The 15,432-nt window shown below is 65.7% G+C and carries 13 protein-coding genes; 6 read left to right on the top strand and 7 right to left on the bottom strand.

The window, feature by feature from the left end; all coding sequences use genetic code 11:
• Positions 1-169: 169 nt before the first annotated feature.
• Together H7K34_RS24195 and H7K34_RS24190 are read right to left on the bottom strand one after the other, a co-directional pair.
• Positions 170-1,123 carry a 2-hydroxyacid dehydrogenase gene (locus H7K34_RS24195; RefSeq protein ID WP_276060069.1) on the bottom strand — a complete coding sequence of 318 codons (954 nt, stop codon included), beginning with the start codon at positions 1,121-1,123 and terminating at the stop codon, positions 170-172.
• Between the two features lie 22 nt (positions 1,124-1,145).
• Positions 1,146-1,790: a DUF998 domain-containing protein gene (locus tag H7K34_RS24190; RefSeq protein ID WP_264064513.1), complete on the bottom strand. Its 645-nt coding sequence runs from the start codon at positions 1,788-1,790 to the stop codon at positions 1,146-1,148.
• Between the two features lie 102 nt (positions 1,791-1,892).
• Between H7K34_RS24190 and H7K34_RS24185 the strand changes: the two genes are divergently transcribed.
• Positions 1,893-2,834 carry an alpha/beta fold hydrolase gene (locus H7K34_RS24185; protein WP_264064512.1) on the top strand — a complete coding sequence of 314 codons (942 nt, stop codon included), beginning with the start codon at positions 1,893-1,895 and terminating at the stop codon, positions 2,832-2,834.
• A gap of 65 nt (positions 2,835-2,899) precedes the next feature.
• Here the strand turns inward: H7K34_RS24185 and H7K34_RS24180 are convergent, their stop codons facing one another.
• Positions 2,900-4,117 (bottom strand): GNAT family N-acetyltransferase, encoded by a 1,218-nt coding sequence (locus H7K34_RS24180; protein ID WP_264064511.1) that lies wholly within the window; start codon positions 4,115-4,117, stop codon positions 2,900-2,902.
• Between the two features lie 138 nt (positions 4,118-4,255).
• Between H7K34_RS24180 and H7K34_RS24175 the strand changes: the two genes are divergently transcribed.
• Complete coding sequence (locus H7K34_RS24175) at positions 4,256-5,392, top strand: LLM class flavin-dependent oxidoreductase (protein WP_264064510.1); 1,137 nt, start codon at positions 4,256-4,258, stop codon at positions 5,390-5,392.
• On the opposite strand, the gene H7K34_RS24170 is transcribed toward H7K34_RS24175, so the two are convergent.
• From H7K34_RS24170 to H7K34_RS24155, 4 genes are all read right to left on the bottom strand, one after another.
• A complete protein-coding gene (locus H7K34_RS24170) occupies positions 5,364-6,545 on the bottom strand; it encodes an MFS transporter (RefSeq protein ID WP_264064509.1) in 1,182 nt (393 codons plus the stop codon). The genes H7K34_RS24175 and H7K34_RS24170 overlap by 29 nt on opposite strands.
• 107 nt (positions 6,546-6,652) lie before the next feature.
• Entirely contained in the window at positions 6,653-7,072 is a 420-nt protein-coding gene (locus H7K34_RS24165; RefSeq protein ID WP_264064508.1) for a hypothetical protein, read from the bottom strand.
• A gap of 40 nt (positions 7,073-7,112) precedes the next feature.
• Complete coding sequence (locus tag H7K34_RS24160; RefSeq protein ID WP_264064507.1) at positions 7,113-8,324, bottom strand: acyl-CoA dehydrogenase family protein; 1,212 nt, start codon at positions 8,322-8,324, stop codon at positions 7,113-7,115.
• A 36-nt stretch (positions 8,325-8,360) separates the two neighbouring features.
• Entirely contained in the window at positions 8,361-8,972 is a 612-nt protein-coding gene (locus H7K34_RS24155; protein ID WP_264064506.1) for a TetR/AcrR family transcriptional regulator, read from the bottom strand.
• Positions 8,973-9,143: 171 nt separating this feature from the next.
• Between H7K34_RS24155 and H7K34_RS24150 the strand changes: the two genes are divergently transcribed.
• The 4 genes from H7K34_RS24150 to nrfD are packed head-to-tail and all read left to right on the top strand — an operon-like array spanning position 9,144 to position 15,426.
• Entirely contained in the window at positions 9,144-10,031 is an 888-nt protein-coding gene (locus H7K34_RS24150) for a fructose bisphosphate aldolase (protein ID WP_264064505.1), read from the top strand.
• A 49-nt stretch (positions 10,032-10,080) separates the two neighbouring features.
• Positions 10,081-13,377: a formate dehydrogenase gene (gene fdh / locus H7K34_RS24145; RefSeq protein ID WP_264064504.1), complete on the top strand. Its 3,297-nt coding sequence runs from the start codon at positions 10,081-10,083 to the stop codon at positions 13,375-13,377.
• Positions 13,352-14,335 carry a 4Fe-4S dicluster domain-containing protein gene (locus H7K34_RS24140; protein ID WP_264064503.1) on the top strand — a complete coding sequence of 328 codons (984 nt, stop codon included), beginning with the start codon at positions 13,352-13,354 and terminating at the stop codon, positions 14,333-14,335. Before fdh ends, H7K34_RS24140 begins: the two co-directional genes overlap by 26 nt.
• Complete coding sequence (nrfD, locus tag H7K34_RS24135; RefSeq protein ID WP_264064502.1) at positions 14,332-15,426, top strand: NrfD/PsrC family molybdoenzyme membrane anchor subunit; 1,095 nt, start codon at positions 14,332-14,334, stop codon at positions 15,424-15,426. The genes H7K34_RS24140 and nrfD overlap by 4 nt, the downstream gene beginning before the upstream one ends.
• The last annotated feature ends 6 nt before the right edge of the window (positions 15,427-15,432 follow it).

The following is a 15,432-nucleotide window of genomic DNA, read 5'->3' as shown; positions in this document are numbered from 1 at the left end:
TTCACAGACGGCGCCGTTCAAGCGCTTATTCCGCCGCCGCGCTACAACGCCGGTTGTCACGCGAGAAGCCTGCCCAGCGAGGACGGGTTTGAATCATCCCTATCGCGTCGCCATCGTGGGCGCCTTCGAGCAGCGGCTGGTGCGGACCGGGCGGTAGAGGTCGCCGGTGCTATCTGCGCGGGCGCAGTACGGGTGTCACCAGCTCACCGGTTTCCAGGTAGCTGTCGAGGTTGCGAATGGTCAGCAGCGCCATCGCCCGCCGCGTTCGCGCTGTTGCGCTGCCGATGTGCGGTAACAGCACCACGTTGTCCAGATTGACCAGCGCCGCAGGCACATTGGGTTCATCGGCGAACACGTCGAGCCCGGCACCCGCCAACGCGCCGCCAGCCACCAACTCCACCAGCGCGTCCTGGTCCACGACACTGCCCCGCGCAATGTTGATCAGATAGCCTTCGGGCCCCAACGCCTCGAGGACGGTGCGATCGACGAGATGACGAGTCCGCTCATCGCCGGTGGTAGCGACGACCAGCACGTCGACCGATTCGGCCAACTGCAGCGGGGACTCCGCGTAGCGATACGGCGAGCTGTCAATGCGGTGTCGGTTGTGATAGGCAATCGCATAGTCGAATCCGAGCAAACGATCTGCGATAGCCAAGCCGATACGACCCAATCCCAGGATGCCGACCGCAAGGCCGCTGACGTCCCTGGCGTACGGGAACGCTCCCTCGCGTGCCCAGCGCCCCGCCCGCACGTAGCGGTCAGCGGCGCCAAAGCTGCGCAGCGTCATCAGGATCAGCCCCAGTGCTGTATCGGCAACGGTGTCCGACAACACATCTGGAGTGTTGCTCACCCCGATGCCTCGCAGCTTTGCCGCCTCTAGATCGATCAAATCCACGCCGGCCCCGTTGTTGACGATCACCTCCAGATTAGGCAGGGCCGCAATGGTTTCCGCGTCTACGCCGTACCGTCCCGAGGTCACTACCACGCGAAATCGCGTCGAATGCTCAGCCAGAAACGCGGTTCGCTGCGGCTCCTTGGGGAGCTTGGGGATTTCGTAGCGTGCCAGCAGCTCGTCTTCGAATGTGGGCTCGAAGTTGTCGCCGATCCGCAGCACGTCGTTCATCTTCTGCACCGTCACTCTTGCATCATCTCCCAAGTCGCCCGGCTTGGCGGCGCCGAGTGGCCAACAGGCAGGCGCCGGTGAGCAACTGCCAGAGGGTAATCGAGTACACGCTTACGCGTTCCCAGGCCCCATCGGGCAGCGGGATGGTCTTTGCCGTCGCCGAATTGAGCATCAACATGATCATGCTCAACAGGCCCAGGCCGGCAAGGAGTTTGGAGATCCGGCGGTACCAAGGTCGCTCCGCAACCACCCGAATGGCTGTGATTCCCGTCAGAATGGCGGCGTTTCCTGCGACAATGGCCAGTACAGCGCCGACGATATGCACCCTGCCGCTGTGGATTGTCCCAATCACGAAATTGCCGACGGCATTCACGGCAACCGTGCCCAAAAATATTCGGGCCCTTCGATTATCGGGTACGCCGACCATCAAGGATGCTCCGAGAAAGAACAGCATGCCCTGCAGGTAGAACGCGATATGCATCAAGTAAGCGCGCGGCGAATAGACCATCTGGCCGTGAATCAGCTTGCCGCGAGAAACGCCGAGATCGCTGATGTAGTTGTGCGCGTAGCTGTAGCCGGGCTCAAAACCCGCGGCGGCGACCGCCTCGAGGGCCAGGTAACCGATGGCCGCGACGACCCAGAGGGCTGCCCCACGCGTTGTGGCCAAGTTGGGCTGAACCTCCCGGGCAGGGCGGGCGCCAGCGCCCGCGGTAGCTCAATCTTCCCCAGAATGCTGTCATGCGGGGCCGGCTACCCGCACAATGGCGCGATGCCCAACGCTGACGGCGCCCGCCGATTCCTGTTGACTCTTCCATTGCTGGCCGCGCTGGTGGCATGCGGTGGTCACCCGGGGAACAACCGGACTTCAGGCGTCGGTGGCGACGTCGCCAATCCGATCGTGATCGGCAATGGCCGGCATCTCTATCTGGAATGCCACGGAAAAGGTGGGCCGACAGTCATTTTGGAATCCGGCTACCACAACTCGTCGGATCCATGGAGTCTGTCCGACGTGGTCGTGCCGGCGGTAGGTCCCGGCGTCCTGCCTGCCCTCGCTGACGACCACCGCGTCTGCGCCTACGACCGGCCCGGCAGCTTGCGGTTTCCCGATCCACCCAGCATCACCGACCGCAGTTCACCGGTTGCGATGCCACGCACCGCGCAGGATGTTGTCCAGGATCTGCATGCGTTGCTCGCCGCCGCGCATGTTCCGGGCCCCTACATTCTGGTCGGGCACTCGCTGGGCGGGCTGTTCGTTCGCCTGTACGCCCAGACCTATCCCGAGCAGGTGCGCGCGCTGGTGTTCGTCGACGCATTTCCCGTCGAGATTCCGAGCTTGCTGGGATCGGACTGGCCGAATTATCGCCAGCAGCTGGACCAGCCGTTGCCGCAGTTCGCGAATGAGCCTTCGTTCGAGGAGATCGACATCGAGAAGAGTGTCGCGCAGGTCGCCGCGGCCCCGGCTTTTCCGCCCGTTCCCACCGTCGTGCTGACCAGGACAGAGCCGTTCGCGATTCCCGGCAGCGTCCCAGCCGAGCAGGGCGAGAAGCTGGAACAGGCGTGGCGAGAAGCCACGGCGGATCTGATCACGCTGCGGCCACAGACGCCTCACCTGATCGCAACCGGCAGCGACCACTTCGTCCAACTCCACCAGCCCGACTTGGTCGTCGCCGCAGTCCGTCTGATGATGCAAAGGTCTGCCTCCAACCGCTGACCCACCGCCGCCGTCGCAGTGGCCGGCGCCGACGGCGTCAGCGAGTCCTTGTCCGAGAGCGTTTGTCAGAAGAACGTTCCGGCATGGGGGGCTTCGCGAACCGCGAACAGCTCATCGGCCACGGCCAGTGCCGCGGGATCCCCGGCCCGGACCATCCCGGCCACCCCGAGACTGCGCCAGCTGGTGCCGCCGAGCAGCACCGCCCCCAGCCCCTCGATCCCGACATGGAGGTTCGCGCGCCCGGTCGTCGATTCGGCACCGCCGCCGGTGATCGTGAAGCTAGCTGAATTGTGCGGCAGCAGTGGATCATTGACGGCGATGGTGACTGCGCCGTCCCCGATGTAGGACCGTGCTGCGAGCGCCCTGTGCGCGTCGATGACGCGTAGCCAGGTCTCGTCATGCATCGCGGTCACCTGTACCGCCCGGCGGTCGACCAATAGCGACGGCAGCGGATCGTCGAGCGGCAGCATCCAAAACGTCACTCGGTCAATGAGGTCCAGGCCGAGCAGGAAGCGCAGCAGCCCCAGATAGGCGGTTGTGGTCGGTGCGAAGAAATCCTCGACCACGATGGTGCGCTGGTCGCTGACGAACCACCGGTCGGTGTCGATCGGGCGGTAGCGGGCGAAACCAGACTCGGCACCGGGCTCACCGCACACCGCGACATACCAAGCCTCCGAGGATGCGTGCGCTCGACGGCGCACGCCCTCCCACCACACACTCGGGCGGGCGATGGTGCCCGGACGCGATGGCCGGTTGGCGTCATAGATGCGGGGCAGGATTTCCCAAGCTTCGTCGGCGGATACCAGTCGGACCGGACCCCCGGACCCGACATCGGGGCGAAATGCCGCCCGCGCGGTCGCAATCTGGACATTCTGCGCGCAACTTGCCACGCCGTAGCCGTATCGCTCATAGATGGTCGCCTCCGAGGCCCGCAACGACGCGACCACCTCGCCTCGCGCCGCGAAGTCGGTCAGCTGGTGATGCACCAGATCGGTGGCGATGCCTCTTCGGGTGAACGACGGCAGCACGCCGATGTCTGTGACGGCGGCGTGGCCCACATTGGCTCCGCCGGGCAGGGTCAGCGTGCTCGTCGCGGCATACGCGGTGCCGACCAGTTGTCCATCGACGAATGCGCCGATCATTCGCCCGGGGTCGAGCAGCTTGGTGATCTGCCCGGGCGGGAGATCCGGCATCGGCGGAAAGCCCACCATCGAGACGCGAAACACATTTAGCGCAGCGATGAGGTCGCGCTCGCTGTCGAGAACGCGGATCTCGGTGGTCATTGCGCCATCATGGCTTGTCCGCGCCGCGGCTGCGTCGACGCCCCGGGAACTTAGTCCAACTGAACGCGCAGCCGATCAGTTAAACCCACCCAGAATCCAACTTGTCCTGCGCTCCCGGGACACCTAGCTTGGCGAGAGATGTCTGCGAAATTCTTCTGGTTTCTGCCCACCACCGGTGATGGCCGGTCGATCGTCGGCGGTTCCCATGCGTCGTCCAACCGCGATCTTCCCAACGGGTATCGCGCCCCGAGCCGGCGCTACCTGGCCGAGGTGGCTCGCGCCGCCGACCGGCTCGGCTTTGAGGGAGTGCTGACGCCGACCGGGACCTGGTGTGAAGACGCCTGGCTGACCTCGGCCGCGTTGTTGTCCGAAACGGAAAGGCTCAAGTTCCTCGTCGCTTTCCGCCCCGGACTGGTGCCGCCCACCTTGGCCGCACAGCAGACCGCGACGCTGCAACGGTTCTCTGAGGGCAGGGTGTTGCTGAATGTGGTCAGTGGCAGCGACGACGCCGAGCAACGCCGTTTCGGCGATTATCTCGGACACGACCAGCGCTACGCACGCACCTCCGAGTTCCTGCAGATCGTTCGATCGGTGTGGACGCAGGATTCGGTGAATTTCGCCGGGAAGCACTACACCGTTGAAGATGCCCGAGTCTCGTCGCCGCCGGATCCGTTGCCGGGAATCTACTTTGGTGGCTCCTCGGGGGTGGCGTTGCCGATCGCGGCCGAGTTCGCGGACGTCTATTTGACCTGGGGTGAGCCGCCGCAGGCGGCGGCCGCCAAGATCGAGAAGGTCCGCGCCCAGGCCACCGCGCGTGGCAGGAAGATCCGATTCGGGATTCGTCTGCACACCATCAGCCGGGATACCTCGGCGGCAGCCTGGGCTGTCGCCAACGAGTTGCTTGCCGATCTCAGCGACGAGCAGATCGCCAAAGCCACGGCGCTACATGCGAGTTCGGAGTCCGAGGGGCAGCGACGGATGACGGCGCTGCACGGTGGGCAGCTCGACAAGCTGGAGATCTATCCCAATCTGTGGGCGGGTGTGGGTCTGGTCCGCGGCGGTGCCGGCACCGCACTGGTCGGCAGCCACCAGGAAGTCGCAGACCTGATCGGCGAATACCACGCGCTGGGCTTCGACGAGTTCATCCTTTCCGGCTACCCCCACCTGGAAGAGGCGTACTGGTTCGCCGAAGGCGTGTTGCCGCTGTTGGGAAAGACGGAACGAAATCGCGTTTCGGCGCGGCAGCCTAATCGGGTCGCCGCATCCGGTGCATGACCGGCAGCAGGAGTAACGCCGCGGCCAGCCATGCCACGGTGGGTAGCCAGGGCAACACGGACGCCACCGCAGCAACCCGATCACCGTGAGCAGTCACCAGCGCGATACGCGCCATCGTCGCCACCGCGATCACCGAGAAGGTCGCACCGACCACCGTGCCCTCACGGCCGTCGCGGCCGATCGCAAAAGTCGCAACCACCGCGCTGACCATCACGGCGCCCCATGCCGCGCCGCAGACGAATTGAGCGATGCAAAGCGAGACGACGTCGGTGGCTTGTGCTGCGGCCCAGGCTGATCCGGCTGCCAGCAGTGCCCCCGACATCATGGTGAGCGCGCCGCCGAGGCGCTTCGTCAACAAGGAAGCCAAGGGCGTCAGCAGTGCGAATGCGACCCAGAACACCGACAACAGGGTTGGAACATCGCTGGGGCTAGCGTATTTGGCGAAGAGTCGCTGCGCATTGATCGAGGAATGCACCTGGAATCCCGTTTGCATCAATAAAACCGCCACTAGGAACACAGCCAAGATGCCAACCCGGAATCTAGTGGGTCCGGCCCTCTCGGGCGGCGCGGCGCGGCTGAGCGTCTCTTCGGCCCAGCCGATCGACAGGGTCACTACAAGGACAGAGACGGCCGATGCGCCGAACAGGATCCGCGGATCGTATGCCGTGATACGCCCGGTGAGGAAAGGCGTCGACGCGGTGGCGACGCCCGCACCGAGGACGAACAGCGATGAGAGCCACGGCTGCCGGTCCGCTGTCGTGTAGCGACCGAGCAGCGCCAGCGGCGGCGCGCGCAGGGCAGAGGAGGTGATCGCCCACACGATGATCAACACGACGAATAGCTGAGTGCCGGAACGTGATACGAAGGGCAGCAGCAGAAAGGCCAGCGTCGAGACCGCCGTCACCGCCGCGATGATCTTGCCCACCCGGCCGACCACCCGCGCCACCCGGTCGACGGCGGCGCCGGCCGCCCAGTCGCACATCGCGAAGATGACCTGGTCGAACACCAGAAGCCAGCCCACCACGCCGGCGTTGATGCCGGCTTGCGCCGCGAGCCGCGGCAGGTAGATGACGTATCCCACCCAGGTCAGGCCGAAGACAAGCTGGAGCAAGCTGAAATAGAGCCCGACTCGGGTTGACACCGCACGAGGCATGATGGGGCCCTTCCGACGCAAGTACCTTCTTGAGTACTACGTAGCGGGCAGTGAAAGCTATTTAGGCCCGGACGATTAGCGCGCGGAAAGGGACGGAAAGCGCACCGTCATCCAATGGTGGTGATCCCCGTGTCAGAGATCGTGAACCCGTGACCCGGGGAGGTGGTGCAGGTGATTCCGTCGGGTTTCGACGTGCAGCTGAATGGTCCTACGCCGGCGGTTTGGCTGTAGGCCAGGGTCGGCGTGCCCTCACCCGCGTTGCCGACGCAAGACACACCCTTACAGCTGGTGACGACTCCGCCCGTGGACAGATGCGCGGACTGCGGCGGCTCGTTCGTCTGGCAATAGGCTTCATCGGAGATGCCCGGATCACGCTTGTAGTTGATCTCGCAGCTGATGTTTCGCGACGGCGACAAGAACGCGCACATCGACGCCGTGCAGGCCGGGTTATCCGCGGCGGCCTGAGGAGTTCCCGCGCAGCAGCCAACGAAGACAAATCCGATTGTCGCGACGACCGCACGCCTCACGATTCAGAAGCTATCAGAACTGACGGACACGTATCCGGTGTTAACGGATGGGCAGTCCGGTCAGCGCCCGCGAGATCACCAGGCGCTGGATTTCGCTGGTTCCCTCGAAGATCGTGAAGATCTTCGCGTCGCGGTGCATCCGCTCAACGGGGTAGTCGCGTGTGTAGCCGTTGCCACCGAGGATCTGGATGGCCTCGTCGGTGACGTACACCGCGGCCTCGCTTGCCACCAGCTTGGCCATCGAGCCCTCCGCGGAGTCGAAGTTCTGGTTGTTGCGGGCCATCCAGCCGGCGCGCCACACCAGTAGGCGGGCGGCGTCGACCCGGCTCTTCATGTCGGCCAGCTTGAAGGCCACGGCTTGGAACTCACCGATCTTACGGCCGAATTGCTCGCGCTGGCAGGCATATTCGAGCGCGTACTCGTAGGCGGCGCGAGCCACGCCGACGGCCATCGCGCCGACTGTGGGCCGGGTGCGCTCGAAGGTCTTCATCGCCGCCTGATTGCCCGCGGAGGTGCCTGATTTGACCCGGGCGATCCGGGCTTCGAACTTCTCGTGGCCACCGAGAATGCAATCCTCGGGCAGCCGGACGTTGTCGAGCACCACCTCGGCGGTGTGTGAAGCGCGGATGCCGTGCTTCTTGAATTTCTGACCCTGAGCCAGACCCTGGGTGCCGGGCGGGATGACGAAGGAGACCTGCCCGCGCGCACCCAGTTCGGGATAGACCGACGCCACGATGATGTGCACATTGGCGATGCCGCCGTTGGTCGCCCAGGTCTTGGTGCCGTTGAGAACCCATTCGCGTGTCGCCTCGTCGAAGCGCGCCCGAGTACGGATGGCACCGACGTCGGAACCCGCGTCGGGCTCCGACGAACAGAACGCACCGAGTTTGGGGTCCCCCGGCGTACCGAACATCTCGGGCAAATACTGACCCAGCTGTTCGGGAGTTCCGTTGCCCGCCAAGGCCGCTGCGGCCAGCCCGGTTCCCATGATGGAGAGCGCTATTCCGGCGTCGCCCCAGAACATCTCCTCGAACGCGGTCAAAAAGCCGAGGCCCGTCGGCTCGGCGGCCTGCTGCGCGAAGAAGTCAGGGGAGTAGAGACCGACCTTTGCGGCCTCCTGAATCACCGGCCACGGCGTTTCCTCCCGTTCGTCCCATTCGGCCGCGGCGGGGCGGATGGTCTCGGCCGCGAACTGGTGCACCCAATCGCGCACCGCGATCACGTCGTCGCTCGGTTGCATTGAGAAGGTCACGATATGTCTCCTGGAAGATGTTGATGCGCCGGGTTTCTAGGGTTTTTTGGGGTTGGTGTGTTGAGCGAGGACGCCGACGGTCTGGGTGACCCAGGCCTGGAAGTAGCGATCCTCGTCGACGTTGCCCGGCAACCGGCCGGACAGCGCCTGCAGTGTCGCCGCGTAGGACAAGGAACCGATCGCGACGGCCGCGGCGGCCTCGGGATCGGGAATGCTGGTACGGCCAGCGCGATTGGATGCCGCGAGCTCATCGGCGAACCGCTGATAGGCGTTGTCGGTGATGACCTGCCACGTCTTCTCGTCGAGATCGCCGAGCGCTTCGGGTTCGCGCAGCATGACTTTGAGCAAATCCTCGCTCTGTTTCAGGTTGCTCCAGATCAGTTGGCCGGCGGTACGCACCGCCTGTTCGACGCTGCCCGGCCGCCCGGCGTCGAACTGCTCTCGCGCGGCCACAATGCTGTCGATTCGGTGGGTGACCGCGGCCTCTAACAGCTCGCGTTTGGAGGCAAAGTGCTTGTACAACGCGCCCGATCCCGGAGCGAGGCCGGACGCCCGCTGGATATCGGCGACCGATGTCGCCGCGTAGCCCTTGGCGGCGAACAGCTTCAGCGCCTCCGCCAGCAGCCGATCGCGTCCCGAGTCAGGCATGGTGAGAGAGTACTCACTCACTATCGCGGAAGGCAAACTCAGGTCCGGGGTGTGCGCCCATCCGCAGGCGGTAGCCGGATGGGGCGGCGGTGCGCAATGCTGGCACTCGGGGGCCGCGGGTTCTCGGCATCCGGTCCCGAGCCCGGATCAGGCACCGACGGAGGGATCACAGTGAACGAAGAGCAACGCAACGCGATGGCGTCGGGGCGTGGCTTTATCGCCGCCCTGGACCAAAGCGGCGGCAGCACGCCAAAAGCCTTGAAGCTGTATGGGATTGAGCAGGACGCGTACGACAGCGACGAGCAGATGTTCAATCTCATCCACGAGATGCGTGAGCGCCTGATGGCAAGCCCAAGCTTTTCCGGCCAGCAGGTGCTGGCAACGATTCTGTTCGAGCAGACCATGGACCGGGCCATCAACGGCGAGGAGACCGCGGCGTTTCTGTGGAGGCAGAAGCACATCGTGCCGTTTGTGAAGGTCGACCAGGGGCTCGGCGATGCCGAAAACGGTGTGCAGCTGATGAAGCCGATGACCAAGCTCGACTCCCTGTTGAAGCGGGCAGTCGATAAGCGCATCTTCGGCACCAAGATGCGCTCGTTCATCCAAGAGCCCAACGAGGCGGGTATCAAAGCCATCGTCGACCAGCAATTCGAGTACGCCGACAAAATCGCCGAGCGCGGACTGATGCCGATCGTCGAGCCCGAGGTCAGCATCGAGTGCCCCGATAAATCCAAGGCGGACGGCCTGCTGGCGGCGGCGCTGCACACGAAACTCGACGAACTCCCCGGCGACCGGCAGGTCATGCTCAAGCTGACGTTGCCCGACGAAGACAACCTCTATACGCCGCTGATCGAGCACCCCCGGGTGCTGCGGGTGGTCGCGTTGTCCGGCGGCTACCGCCTCGTTGAGAGCTGCGCGATCCTGGCCCGTAATCACGGACTGATCGCGAGTTTCTCGCGGGCGTTGACCGAGGGCTTGACCGCCCAGCAGACCGACGCCGAATTCGACACCAAGCTCGGATCCAATATCGACAAGATCTACGCGGCCTCGATCACATAACCGCTGCCCACGGCGCACGCTCGGGATGACGCCCACTAGTGTTCAAACCATGGCTCCGAAGCTGCCCTCGCCCAAGATTTTCCTCGAATGGCCCGTCATCCGTCAGCTGCGTTCGGGCGACGTATTCGGCCGCGGGCCGGCGGTGACGTCCAAGCAGACCCGTGCCATCACCCCGCGCACCACGACCGCGGACCGGGTCGTGCAAAGCGTGTGCCCGTACTGCGCGGTGGGCTGCGGCCAGCGGGTGTTCGTCAAGGACGAGAAGGTTGTTGCGATCGAAGGCGACTCCGAGTCGCCGATCTCGCGCGGCCGGCTGTGCCCCAAGGGATCGGCGAGCGAGCAACTGGTCAACTCGCCGGGCCGGCAGCTCGAGGTGCTCTATCGCGCTCCGCGGGCGACCGAATGGCAGCACCTCGAGTTGGACACCGCCATCGACATGGTGGCCGACCGCTTCCTCGAGTCCCGCCGCCACACCTGGCAGGACATCGACAAGAAGGGCAATCTGCTGCGCCGCACCATGGGGATCGCCGCGCTCGGCGGTGCCACGTTGGACAACGAAGAGAACTATCTGATCAAGAAGCTCTTCACCGCCGCGGGCGCGATCCAGATCGAGAACCAAGCTCGCATTTGACACTCCGCCACGGTTCCCGGTCTGGGAGCCTCCTTCGGGCGCGGCGGCGCCACCCAATCGCTGCAAGACATGGCCAACGCCGACTGCATCGTCATCCAGGGCTCCAACATGGCCGAGTGCCATCCGGTGGGATTCCAGTGGGTTGAGGAAGCCAAGGCCCGGGGGGCGCGGCTGATCCACGTCGACCCGCGCTTCACTCGCACCTCGGCGGTGTCGGACAAGCACATCCCGATCAGGGCGGGCTCGGACGTGGTGCTGCTCGGTGCGCTGATCAACCACATCATCTCTGGCGACCTGTGGTTCAAGGAGTACGTCCTCGCGTATACGAACGCGGCCACGCTGATCAACGAAAACTTCTGCGACGCCGGAGAACTCGGCGGCCTGTTCTCCGGCTTCGATCCAGAGACCGGGCAGTACGACCCGTCGTCATGGGCCTATCAAGAAGTAGGGACCGAATCCGACGGCGGCGCCGGCCCGGCGCCGGGGCACGCTGCGGTGCTGCGCGACGACACTCTGCAGCATCCGCGCACGGTGTTCCAGATCCTCAAGCGGCACTACGCCCGCTATACGCCGGAGATGGTCAAGAACCTCTGCGGCATCAGCCTCGAGGACTTCGACTATCTGGCGCGTTCCATCGTCGAGAATTCCGGCCGCGAACGCACCACCTGCTTCGCCTATGCTGTCGGGTGGACTCAGCACACTCTCGGAGCCCAATTCATCCGCACCGCAACGATTTTGCAGCTGCTGCTCGGTAACGTGGGCCGTCCCGGCAGCGGCATCATGGCATTGCGTGGCCACGCAAGCATCCAAGGCTCCACCGACATACCTACGCTGTTCAATCTGCTGCCCGGCTACCTGCCGATGCCCAAGGCGGGTACGCACGACACCCTTGCCGACTACCTCGACGCCGTCAGCTCCAAGCAGCAGAAAGGCTTCTGGGCCAACGCAGATACCTACACCGTCAGCCTGCTCAAGGCCTGGTGGGGTGACGCGGCCCGCGCGGACAACGACTTTGCCTACGACTACCTGCCGCGGCTGTCCGGCCCGCACGGGACCTACCAGACCGTGATGGGCATGCTCGACGACGAGGTGGAGGGCTACTTCCTGTTGGGCCAGAATCCGGCGGTCGGCTCCGCTCACGGCCGGATGCAGCGACTCGGCATGGCACATCTGAAATGGCTTGTGGTGCGCGACCTTAACCTCATCGAGTCGGCTACCTGGTGGAAGGACGGTCCGGAGATCGTGTCCGGGGAGTTGGAAACCGAGAAGATCGAGACCGAGGTGTTCTTCTTCCCGGCGGCCACCCATGTGGAGAAGGCGGGGTCGTTCACCCAGACGCAGCGACTCTTGCAGTGGCGGCACAAGGCCGTCGAACCGCCGGGCGACTGCCAAAGCGAATGTGAGTTCTTCTACGAGCTGGGCAAGCGGATCAGGGCGCGGTTGGCCGGTTCGACCGACGATCGCGACAGGCCGTTGTTGGACCTCACCTGGGACTATCGGACCGACGAGCACGGCGAGATCGATGGCGAGGCAGTACTGGCCGAATACAACGGCTATCACCTCACCGGCCCCGACGCCGGCAAGCCGGTGTCGTCGTTCACCGAGCTGCGCGCCGACGGGTCGACCGCGGCCGGCTGCTGGATCTACTCCGGGGTGTACGCGAACGCCACCAATCAGTCCGCCCGCCGGGTACCCCACGGCGGAGCCAGCCCGAGCCAGTCGGAGTGGGGTTGGGCCTGGCCCGCCGACCGCCGGATTCTGTACAACCGCGCTTCGGCCGACCCCGACGGCAACCCGTGGAGTGAACGCAAGCGCTACGTCTGGTGGGACGCGCGCCAGCAGCGCTGGATCGGTCACGACGTCCCCGACTTCGTGGTCGACCGGGCGCCGAACAGCCGCCCCGACCCGGCCCTAGGCGGCCCCGCCGCGCTGGCCGGCGACGACGCGTTCATCATGCAGGCCGACGGCAAGGGCTGGCTGTTCGCGCCCACCGGTGTGGTCGACGGGCCGCTGCCCACGCACTACGAGCCGCAAGAGTCGCCGGTCGCCAACGCGCTGTACCCGCAACAGCAGAACCCCTCGCGAATTATCTTCCCGCGCAAGGACAATCTGAGCGCGCCGAGCGCGGGCGATCCCGGCGCCGACGTGTACCCGTACGTCTTCACCACTTACCGGCTCACCGAACACCACACCGCGGGCGGCATGAGCCGGTGGCTGCCCTACCTGTCCGAACTGCAACCGGAGATGTTCTGCGAAGTCTCGCCGGAGCTGGCCGCCGAACGCGGACTCGAGCCCTACGGGTGGGCCACCATCATCTCGCCGCGCTCGGCGATCGAGGCGCGGGTGCTGGTCACCGAGCGGATGAGGCCGCTGCGGATCGGCGATCACACGGTGCACCAGATCGGGCTGCCCTACCACTGGGGTGTGGGCAGCGACGCGGTGGTGAGCGGCGACGCGGCCAACGATCTGCTGGGCGTAACGCTGGATCCGAACGTGCAGATCCAGGAGTCCAAAGCCGGATCCTGCGACATTCAACCGGGCCGCAGGCCGCAGGGCGCGGCGCTGTTGCAGTTGGTGGCCGAGTACCAGTCTCGTGCGGGCGCCACGGTCGAGACGGACAATATCCGAGTCACCGAAGCCGTTTGGGACATCATCGACCCGCGGCGCGGGAAGCACAGAAGGGGAGCCGATGGGGCAGCTGACCGGGCCGACTGACCCCGCCGCCGACGCCGGTTGGGCAGCGGCCAAGCCGCGCAAGGGTTTTTTCACCGATACCTCGATCTGTATCGGGTGTAAGGCCTGCGAAGTGGCGTGCAAGGAGTGGAATCGCAATCCCCGCGACGGCGACCTCGAACTGCTGGGTTCGTCCTACGACAACACCGGCGCGCTGGGGGCCAGCACCTGGCGGCACGTGGCATTCATCGAGCAGGGCCGCGAGCGCATCGAGGAGGCCCGCGAATCGGGCCGGGCGTTGGTGGGCTTGGGCATGCCGTCCCTGCCGGGCTCACCCAATGCCCCGGACACACAGGCAGATTCGAAGCCGCCGGACACCCCGGAGTTTCGCTGGCTGATGTCCTCCGACGTCTGCAAGCACTGCACCCACGCGGGTTGCCTCGACGTCTGCCCGACGGGTGCGCTGTTTCGCACCGAGTTCGGCACGGTGGTGGTGCAGCACGACGTGTGTAACGGCTGCGGTACGTGCGTGGCCGGCTGCCCGTTCGGTGTGGTCGAGCGCCGCAGCGACGGCACGTATGCGACACCGGCGGAACGGCCCGGCCGCCCGCAAGAAGAATTCGTCACCGGCGTCGCCCAGAAGTGCACGCTGTGCTACGACCGACTCATCGAGGACCAGATTCCCGCCTGCGCCCAGACCTGCCCGACCACCTCGATCAAGTTCGGCGACCACGACGACCTGGTGGACACCGCGCGCGAGCGGGTCGCGCAACTGCACGCCGAAGGGCGTACCGAAGCAAGACTTTACGGTGCCAACGAGCGCGACGGCGTCGGCGGCACCGGGTCGGTCTTCTTGCTGCTCGACGAGCCGGAGGTCTACGGTCTGCCGCCCGATCCGCGGGTGTGCACGGCCGACCTGCCGACGATGTTCAAGCGCGCCGGGATGGCTGCGGCCGGCATGGTCGGCGCGGCGGCGTTGGCGTTCTGGACGAGCCGATGAGCACCTCGGAGTTCGACAGCTTCCGTCCGCCGGAGCCCCCGGGCGGTAGGCGCCGCAACGGCAAGCGCGCGGGCCGTCGGGGCGGTGGCAGTGGTTCCGATGGCTCACGCGAGATGCCGATGGTGCCCGACGCCGAGTTCACCTCGTATTACGGGCGTCCGGTGGTCAAGCCCGCGCCCTGGGGACACGAAGTGGCGGCGTACCTATTCCTGGGCGGCGTCGCGGGCGGATCCGGTCTGTTGGCGGCCGGCGCGCAGCTTACCGGACGAAAAACGTTGCGCCGCAACACAAGGCTGTCCGCACTGGTCGCGGTGTCGCTGGGCGCGGTCGCGCTGGTGAAGGACTTGGGCCGGCCCGAGCGTTTCGTCAACATGCTGCGGACGGTCAAACTGACGTCTCCGATGAGCATCGGCTCGTGGATTCTGAGCCTCTTCAGCGTCGGCATCGGGGTCGCCGCGGTGTCCGAGGTCGACCGGATGACCGGCGAGCGAATCCCGTTGGGCCCGTTGCGGCCCGCGCTGCGCGCCGTCGAAGGACCGGCGGGACTGGAAGCCGCTGTCTTCGCGGCACCGCTGGCCGTCTACACCGCTGTGCTGCTGACCGACACCGCAACCCCGACGTGGAACGCCGCGTACCGGGACCTGCCGTTCGTCTTCGTCAGCTCGGCGAGCCTGGCCGCATCGGGGTTGGCAATGATCACCACCCCGGTCGCCGAGGCCGGGCCGGCCCGCAAGCTCGCCGTCATCGGGGCGATCGGTGACCTGATCTCCGCCAGGTTCACGGAGTTCCGGATGGACCCGGTGTCCAGAGAACCGCTGCATCACGGCACACCCGGACGGTTGCTGGCATGGAGCGAAAGACTAGCCGCCACAGGCGGTTTGGGCGCGCTGCTGGGCGGGCACCGTCGCGATGTAGCCGCTTTATCCGGCCTGGCGCTGCTGACCGCGTCGGCGATGCTGAGGTTCGGTTTCTTCGAAGCGGGCAAGGAATCGGCCCGTGACCCCCGCTACACGATGGAGCCGCAGAAGCGGCGGCTGGCCGCCCGCCGCGCGGCGGGCATCATGGACGACTCGATCACCACCGCCGATTGACCCGGA

The organism is Mycobacterium montefiorense (genome assembly GCF_025823255.1).
Lineage (GTDB): Bacteria > Actinomycetota > Actinomycetes > Mycobacteriales > Mycobacteriaceae > Mycobacterium > Mycobacterium montefiorense.
The sequence above is the reverse complement of the archived record's forward strand: the minus strand, read 5'-3'. Positions and strand labels throughout refer to the sequence as shown.

What these genes read in the sequence shown, in the direction of transcription:
- H7K34_RS24170 (WP_264064509.1), bottom strand. Translation starts at nt 6,545, where the DNA reads ATGCCTCGTGCGGTGTCAACCCGAGTCGGGCTCTATTTCAGCTTGCTC.
- H7K34_RS24185 (WP_264064512.1), top strand. Translation starts at nt 1,893, where the DNA reads ATGCCCAACGCTGACGGCGCCCGCCGATTCCTGTTGACTCTTCCATTG.
- H7K34_RS24140 (WP_264064503.1), top strand. Translation starts at nt 13,352, where the DNA reads ATGGGGCAGCTGACCGGGCCGACTGACCCCGCCGCCGACGCCGGTTGG.
- H7K34_RS24195 (WP_276060069.1), bottom strand. Translation starts at nt 1,123, where the DNA reads ATGAACGACGTGCTGCGGATCGGCGACAACTTCGAGCCCACATTCGAA.
- H7K34_RS24175 (WP_264064510.1), top strand. Translation starts at nt 4,256, where the DNA reads ATGTCTGCGAAATTCTTCTGGTTTCTGCCCACCACCGGTGATGGCCGG.
- nrfD (WP_264064502.1), top strand. Translation starts at nt 14,332, where the DNA reads ATGAGCACCTCGGAGTTCGACAGCTTCCGTCCGCCGGAGCCCCCGGGC.
- H7K34_RS24180 (WP_264064511.1), bottom strand. Translation starts at nt 4,117, where the DNA reads ATGACCACCGAGATCCGCGTTCTCGACAGCGAGCGCGACCTCATCGCT.
- H7K34_RS24155 (WP_264064506.1), bottom strand. Translation starts at nt 8,972, where the DNA reads ATGCCTGACTCGGGACGCGATCGGCTGCTGGCGGAGGCGCTGAAGCTG.